Source organism: Mycobacterium sp., assembly GCF_049280035.1.
In the GTDB taxonomy this organism is placed as follows: Bacteria; Actinomycetota; Actinomycetes; order Mycobacteriales; family Mycobacteriaceae; genus Mycobacterium.
Genome location: NZ_JBAPPI010000060.1, coordinates 1 through 5,610, shown reverse-complemented (window position 1 = coordinate 5,610; position 5,610 = coordinate 1). Strand labels below are relative to the sequence as shown.

Annotated in this window: 8 protein-coding genes; 4 read left to right on the top strand and 4 right to left on the bottom strand. The window is 64.5% G+C overall.

Going from position 1 to position 5,610, the window contains the following annotated elements:
* Positions 1-517 (top strand): ABC transporter permease (locus WAN71_RS02080; RefSeq protein ID WP_422223740.1); only part of this gene is annotated, 517 nt, incomplete at its 5' end.
* Positions 518-601: 84 nt separating this feature from the next.
* A complete protein-coding gene (locus WAN71_RS02075) occupies positions 602-1,036 on the top strand; it encodes a DUF402 domain-containing protein (RefSeq protein WP_422223739.1) in 435 nt (144 codons plus the stop codon).
* Between the two features lie 29 nt (positions 1,037-1,065).
* Here WAN71_RS02075 and WAN71_RS02070 read toward each other — a convergent pair whose 3' ends face one another.
* Together WAN71_RS02070 and WAN71_RS02065 are read right to left on the bottom strand one after the other, a co-directional pair.
* Positions 1,066-1,449, bottom strand: a complete 384-nt coding sequence (locus WAN71_RS02070; RefSeq protein ID WP_422223738.1) for a hypothetical protein — start codon at positions 1,447-1,449, stop codon at positions 1,066-1,068.
* Between the two features lie 47 nt (positions 1,450-1,496).
* On the bottom strand, positions 1,497-2,066 hold the full coding sequence (locus WAN71_RS02065) for a hypothetical protein (RefSeq protein ID WP_422223737.1): 570 nt from the start codon (positions 2,064-2,066) through the stop codon (positions 1,497-1,499).
* A gap of 162 nt (positions 2,067-2,228) precedes the next feature.
* Between WAN71_RS02065 and WAN71_RS02060 the strand changes: the two genes are divergently transcribed.
* Positions 2,229-2,795: a DNA polymerase ligase N-terminal domain-containing protein gene (locus WAN71_RS02060; RefSeq protein ID WP_422223736.1), complete on the top strand. Its 567-nt coding sequence runs from the start codon at positions 2,229-2,231 to the stop codon at positions 2,793-2,795.
* 86 nt (positions 2,796-2,881) lie between these two features.
* The gene (locus tag WAN71_RS02055) at positions 2,882-3,301 is read left to right on the top strand and encodes a hypothetical protein (RefSeq protein ID WP_422223735.1); all 420 of its coding nucleotides are present in this window, start codon (positions 2,882-2,884) and stop codon (positions 3,299-3,301) included.
* A gap of 2 nt (positions 3,302-3,303) precedes the next feature.
* Here the strand turns inward: WAN71_RS02055 and coaE are convergent, their stop codons facing one another.
* Together coaE and rpsA are read right to left on the bottom strand one after the other, a co-directional pair.
* A complete protein-coding gene (coaE, locus tag WAN71_RS02050; RefSeq protein WP_422223734.1) occupies positions 3,304-4,524 on the bottom strand; it encodes a dephospho-CoA kinase in 1,221 nt (406 codons plus the stop codon).
* A 7-nt stretch (positions 4,525-4,531) separates the two neighbouring features.
* A partial coding sequence (gene rpsA, locus WAN71_RS02045) for a 30S ribosomal protein S1 (protein WP_422223733.1) occupies positions 4,532-5,610 on the bottom strand: 1,079 nt, incomplete at its 5' end.

Here is a 5,610-nt window from a genome sequence, read left to right as displayed (position 1 = left end):
CGCCAAGACCGCGGTGTTCTGCGGGTTCGCGATCCTGCAATCGGCGATTATCACCGCGATCGTGATGATCGGAAAGGGCATGCCGACCCGAGGGGCGGTGCTGCTCGGACACTCCAACCTCGCCGCCACCGTCGAGCTGTTCGCGACGGTCGCCGCAACATGTGTCGCCTCGGCGATCCTCGGCCTGGCCATCTCGTCGCTGGTTCGGTCCAGCGAGCAGATCATGCCGCTGTTCGTGGTGGCGGTGATGGCCCAGCTCGTGCTGTGCGGCGGAATGGTCCCGGTGACCGGCCGGCTGGGGCTCGACCAGCTGTCCTGGCTGATGCCGGCGCGCTGGGGCTACGCCGCGGCGTCGTCGACGGTCGACGTCCGGCATCTAGTACCCGGTTCGCTGCTCCCCCAGGACCGGTTCTGGCAGCACACGCGGAAAATCTGGTTGTTCGACATGGGCATGCTGGCCGCGCTGGCCGTGTTCTACGCCGGCTTCGTGCGCTGGAAGATCCGGCTCCGCCGCTGATCCCGGTCAGGTGACGTCATCCATCCGCCCAAGCACGAGACATTCGACCTAGACGCCCGCACCAACACCGATCCCAAAGGCATCGTGCGGGCGGTGGATGAGTACATCGTGCGTCCGTGGGGCCTCTACCTGGCCCGCCCGACGCCGGGCCGCGCACAGTTCCACTACCTCGAGTCGTGGTTGCTGCCTTCGCTGGGTTTGCGCGCCACGGTTTTTCACTTCAACCCCGGCCACGAACGCGACCACGACTATTACCTGGACGTCGGCGAGTACACGCCCGGCCCGGTCGTGTGGCGTTCCCAAGACCATTACCTCGACCTCGAGATCCGCACCGGCCGGGGCGCGGAATTGGCCGACGTCGACGAGCTGCTGGAGGCGGTCCGCTACGGCCTGCTGACTCCCGAGGTCGGCGAGCAGGCGATGCGGCGGGCGGTCGCCGCCGTCGACGGCCTCGCCTGTAATGACTACGACCTCAATGCCTGGCTGGCCGGCAACGGCATGCGGCTCGTGTGGCGCTGATCATCGAAACATGTTGCAGTACAGCCACTTTAAACGGCAAGCAAGCGCTCGAAAAATTCGCGGTAGTGCATCAGAGCCAGGCGTAGGTCTTCGGTCGATGCCGCCTCGCCGCGAGACCACTGCCCTTCCAGGCGCGAGCGCGCCTGGGCGAATCCAGTCGTGAGCTGGTCGACCAGATCGGAGACCAAGGCGTCCGCCTTCTGAACGCACTCTTTGGGATCGTCGACGAAGGCCGCCTGAACGCCGGCCCACCGCGCACGCAGCTCCGCGAGATCATTGCCGGCAAAAAGCACTTCGTCGGCTGACGATTCGTGTTCCGCGCCCGGCGGCTCCGCCGCGGGGGCCTCGGCACTAGGCGCCGTTGTCTCGGCAACGGGCGCCGGCTCGGGCGTAACGGAGGCGGTCTCGTCCATTGTCGGGGGCGCATCGCGCGAATCGGTAATTGACTGTTCATGGGTGCTCATGCGGTTGCCTCCTGTGAAGCGTCGTTGTCGGTCGTGGTCTCGAGCAACTTGTCGAACAGTGCCCGATAGTGCACGAATGCCTTCCGCTGCTGCTCGGTGCTGACTTCATGTTGCGACATATGGATGCCGTGGGCGGCGCGGTAGTCATCGACGATCTGCGGGTGGTCTACCGAGATGTCTGCGGCCCGCTGCTCGAAATCGTCTACGGGATAACCTCGTTGGCGCATCACCTCAGTCACCAAACGATCGGCGACGCTAACGGCGGAGGCGGGGTTGTCCACGAACCCGTTCTGCACCTCTAGCCAGCGGGCGGTGAAATCTGACAAGGCCGAAGGGGTCAACGGGACGATGTCGAGCTTGTCTCGGTTGCGTTCTCGCGTGGTGAGTTCTCGCTTGGCAGCTTTCTCGCTTCCGGTGTCGGACACCAGGCGCTCGTACTCGCTGCCGTAGTGCTGTTTGAGTCGCTCAGTTTTTCTGCGACTGCTAATCACAGTTACGGCGGCGATCACCGTGGCGACCACCACGACGATGGCAAACGCGATTTCAATCCATAGCCAAACAGTCATCACGGGCTCCTCTCATACATATGTCAAATAACCCGAACGACGCCGCGGCAAACGTCATCTTGTGATGTGCGGCACAAACGCAAGCTCTCCGTGGTCAGCGGCGACCGAGCCATGCGCTGGGACCCCAGAGTTTCCCTGCGCGGAAGCGGGTAACCCTGAGGCATGGGTTTGAGCGACTATCGACGCAAGCGGCGGTCAGGCAACAGCCTTGAACCACGCGGACGACAGCGACGCCGCCGGGGAGCCCGCCGTTCCGGCAACGGACCGTGTTTCGTCATCCAGCACCATGCGGCGCGCAGCGACCACTACGACTTTCGCCTCGAGATCGACGGCGTGCTGGTGTCCTGGGCGATCCCCAAGGGGCCGTCGACAAATCCGAAGGTCAGGCGAATGGCACGTCGCACCGAGGATCAACCGTTGGAATACGCAGAGTTCGAGGGAGTGATTCCGGACGGCGAGTATGGAGCCGGTGAGGTCATTGTCTGGGACTACGGCACTTACGCCAACCGGACCGAATATGAAATGACCAGATGCCTCGGCCGCGGTCACCTGTCATTCCGCTTGAATGGCGAGAAGCTGCACGGCGGTTATGCACTGACCCGGATTCGGGAAGGTGAGGACGAGACGTGGCTGCTGATCAAGCGCAGAGACGCCGACGCCCGGCGGAATCCGGTTCAAACCCAGCCGGAATCGGTGTTGTCCGGCCGCACGCTCGACGACTTGTCGTGACCTACCTCGCCGGCCTGCCCGACTCGGAGTAGCGGTTGCCGGCAACGAAGTGCCGGGAAAAAACCGGTCGCGTAATCTCTGCATTCATGAGCTCTGCCATGCACAGATGGATCGCGATCGTCGCCTTGACCGGCGCTGCTATCAGCTCGCAGTTAACTCCCGCAACCGCGCGGGCCGACCTGCACAACATCACCTATATTGCCCGGGTCGACGGAGTGGCCCCCGGCAGCCAGGCCACCTTCGTGACCAACGACAACCAAACCAACACCGCTCAGTTGAGCTCGATGCCCGGCAACGCATTTGAGGCCAACACTGTGCTGGCGGACCCCAAGCAAGCCGGGATGCAAGTGTCGGTCCGGTGGCCCTATGCAGCGAAGGTGCACTGCGAGATCGACGTGGACGACAACGTCGCCACCCAAGTCGATCAGTTCGTCCAACCGACGCCAGGTAGCACCGATCCAATGAACGGCGTACTGCCCTGCGGCGGCCCGCTGCCCAATCCCTAGGCCTACGGCCGCCAACCTGATTTGTCGGCCCAGTCCCACGCCCGGCGGTATGCCTCTGAGAACCATGGCTCCTTGACGGCCAGATAGCGTTCGGTGTCTCCGTCCGGGGATGCTGCCTGCTCCGCATGGCGTTTGACGGCCAGGTACTCGTCGCGGACGTCGGGATTCGCTTTCAGCCAGTCGACGAACAGCAGGGCGAATTGCTGATTGGGCCAGCTGTCCACCCGCAGATGGACGAATGTCGGGCGTCCGGGATCCGCCGACGCGTGAAGCCGCTTGTGCCACAACGTCCGATCGCCACTGTGGTCGTAGCGTTCTGCAGTGCTGCGGGCGTCGAGCTTGGCGACGTCGCTGCTGACGTCGTCGATGCGTGGATAACCTGCCGACCGTAGGGCGGCGGCGAGTTCGTCTGCCACCGCGAGGGATTCGACGGTGACCTGAATGTCGATGGCATCCTTCGCATCCAGTCCGGGAACGGCGGTGGAACCGATGTGGTCGACCCGCGACGCCTTTGCCCCACAAGCGGCATTGAGGCGCGCGAGGATGCGCGCAGCCTGATCGGCCCAGGCCGGATCGGCGGGCACCAGCCGGACAGGTGGGCGAACAACTTGGCCAGCACTGAGATTGGCCGCGAACGGCATGATGCGCCTGTCCCACACCTCACGAGCTCGCTTGGTCAACGCATCCGGGGTGCTCGAATTGTCCAGCCAGACATCGGCGATGGCGCGACGTTGGTCGTCGGCAGCCTGCGCGGCGATGCGGGCGCGGGCGTCGTCCTCAGCCATGCCGCGCTGTTCGACCAGGCGCGCCACCCGCAGTTCCGCGTCGGCGTACACCACGACGACCAACGGGAACAACGGCGCCATCCCGGACTCCACCAGCAGCGGAATGTCTTCCACCACAACCGAATCTTCCGGCACGGCGGCGATCAGCTCGGCGCGACGCTTACCAACCAGAGGATGAACGATTCCGTTGAGGGTGGCCCGGGTCTCGTCGCTGCTGAATGCCTTGGCAGCCAACGCCGGACGGTTCAGCGCGCCGTCAGGCAGCAGAATGTCGTCGCCGAACGCGTCGACGAGCGCGGCCAATCCTTCGGTGCCGGGCTCGACCACCTCGCGGGCGATTACGTCACCGTCAACGACGACCCCGCCGCACTGCGAAAACGTGGCCGACACCGCCGACTTACCGGCGCCGATACCGCCGGTCAGCCCGATCCGAAGCATGCCTTAGTTAGGCGCTACCGGCGAGCTTCTCCCGCAGGGCGGCGAGTTGCGCGTCGCTGGCCAGCGACCCGCCGCTCTCCTGTTCTTCGCCCGATGAGCCGTTGGCCTGCGGCCGCTCGGCAGCGGCGGCATCGGCTGCGGCGAACTTCTCCATCTGCGCGGTGTGCATCTTGTGCCGACGTTCGGCCTCGGCGTAGCGGGCTTCCCATTCGGTGCGCTGTGTGTCGAAACCCTCGAGCCATTCGTTGGTTTCGGCGTCGAAGCCCTCCGGGAAGATGTAGTTGCCCTGCTCGTCGTAGCTGTCGGCCATGCCGTACTTGGCCGGGTCGAACTCCTCGGTGTAGTCCTCATTGGCCTGCTTGAGCGACAGCGAAATCCGGCGCCGTTCCAGGTCGATGTCGATGACCTTGACCATCGCGTCGTCACCGACGGCAACCACCTGGTCGGGCACCTCGACGTGCCGCTCGGCCAGCTCGGAGATGTGCACCAGACCTTCGATGCCCTCCTCGACGCGCACGAACGCGCCGAACGGAACAAGCTTGGTGACCTTGCCCGGCACGATCTGGCCGATGGCGTGTGTGCGGGCGAAGTGCCGCCACGGGTCTTCTTGAGTTGCTTTGAGCGACAACGAAACCCGCTCGCGATCCATGTCGACGTCGAGCACCTCGACGGTGACCTCGTCGCCGACCTGGACCACCTCGGACGGGTGGTCGATGTGCTTCCAGGACAGCTCGGAGACGTGCACCAGACCGTCGACCCCGCCGAGATCGACGAACGCGCCGAAGTTGACGATCGACGACACCACACCCTTGCGGATGGCGCCCTTCTGCAACTGGTTGAGGAACTCGCTGCGGACCTCGGACTGGGTCTGCTCGAGCCAGGCCCGGCGGGACAGCACCACGTTGTTGCGGTTCTTGTCCAACTCGATGATCTTGGCTTCGATTTCCTTGCCGATGTAGGGCTGCAAGTCCCGAACGCGGCGCATCTCGACCAGCGAGGCGGGCAGGAAGCCGCGCAAGCCGATGTCGAGGATCAAGCCACCCTTGACGACCTCGATGACGGTGCCCTTGACGGCCTCGTCCTTCT

Bases quoted from the DNA above. Each gene is read 5' to 3' on its own strand.
- WAN71_RS02070 (WP_422223738.1), bottom strand. From the start codon at position 1,449: ATGGACGAGACCGCCTCCGTTACGCCCGAGCCGGCGCCCGTTGCCGAG.
- WAN71_RS02065 (WP_422223737.1), bottom strand. From the start codon at position 2,066: ATGACTGTTTGGCTATGGATTGAAATCGCGTTTGCCATCGTCGTGGTG.
- WAN71_RS02060 (WP_422223736.1), top strand. From the start codon at position 2,229: ATGGGTTTGAGCGACTATCGACGCAAGCGGCGGTCAGGCAACAGCCTT.
- WAN71_RS02055 (WP_422223735.1), top strand. From the start codon at position 2,882: ATGAGCTCTGCCATGCACAGATGGATCGCGATCGTCGCCTTGACCGGC.
- coaE (WP_422223734.1), bottom strand. From the start codon at position 4,524: ATGCTTCGGATCGGGCTGACCGGCGGTATCGGCGCCGGTAAGTCGGCG.